Raw genomic sequence first — 577 nt, 5'->3', positions numbered from 1 at the left:
CGTTCAATGGGCAAAAGATGTACAAATAATAAAAAACAAACCAGCACTCATTGGCAAACGGCAAATACAACCCATCACCATTGTTTCTATAAAAGGAGCGGCATTTGGCGGATTCGACTTTCCCACATTTGAAGCACTTCGTGAAGGCTGCCTTGTCCAATCACTGAGGGAAATACAATTCAATGATACTCTTCTTGCCTCTGGAAGTCTTTTGATATCACTTTTACAACACGGTCTCATCGAAACAGATCAAAAAGCATTTTCAGAAAATGATGCAACCGCTCTTTTACGAGAGCCAACATGTATTATCATAGATTCTTCTCTTGGCAGTCTTGCCATTAATCAACTCAATGGGCGTACAATCCGGCTTCATGAAAAAACAAAACATCTCTTAAAGCAAGCCACCACACCAATGCACATTCAACACCCGCTAGAGGATTCAATAAAGTTTCTTGTAAAAGCAGGAATGCTACGATTGATAAAATTATAAGGATAAAAAGATGCAGCTGATAAGACCTGGCATGGGAACAGAAAATAGTGCACAGCTCATTTATGCGCTTATTCAAATGGCAAGACC

At 39.7% G+C, this 577-nt stretch carries 1 protein-coding gene; it reads left to right on the top strand.

Annotated elements, in window-relative coordinates; genetic code table 11:
* On the top strand, positions 1 to 490 hold a 490-nt coding region (locus tag ACFIL8_RS12430; RefSeq protein ID WP_375690085.1), incomplete at its 5' end, for a hypothetical protein.
* Between the last annotated feature and the right edge of the window lie 87 nt (positions 491 to 577).

Origin of the sequence: Bartonella sp. AP57NXGY, assembly GCF_042195805.1 — a bacterium.
Taxonomy (GTDB): domain Bacteria; phylum Pseudomonadota; class Alphaproteobacteria; order Rhizobiales; family Rhizobiaceae; genus Bartonella.
Note: the sequence above shows the minus strand (reverse complement) of the source record. Positions and strands in the feature narration are given on the sequence as shown.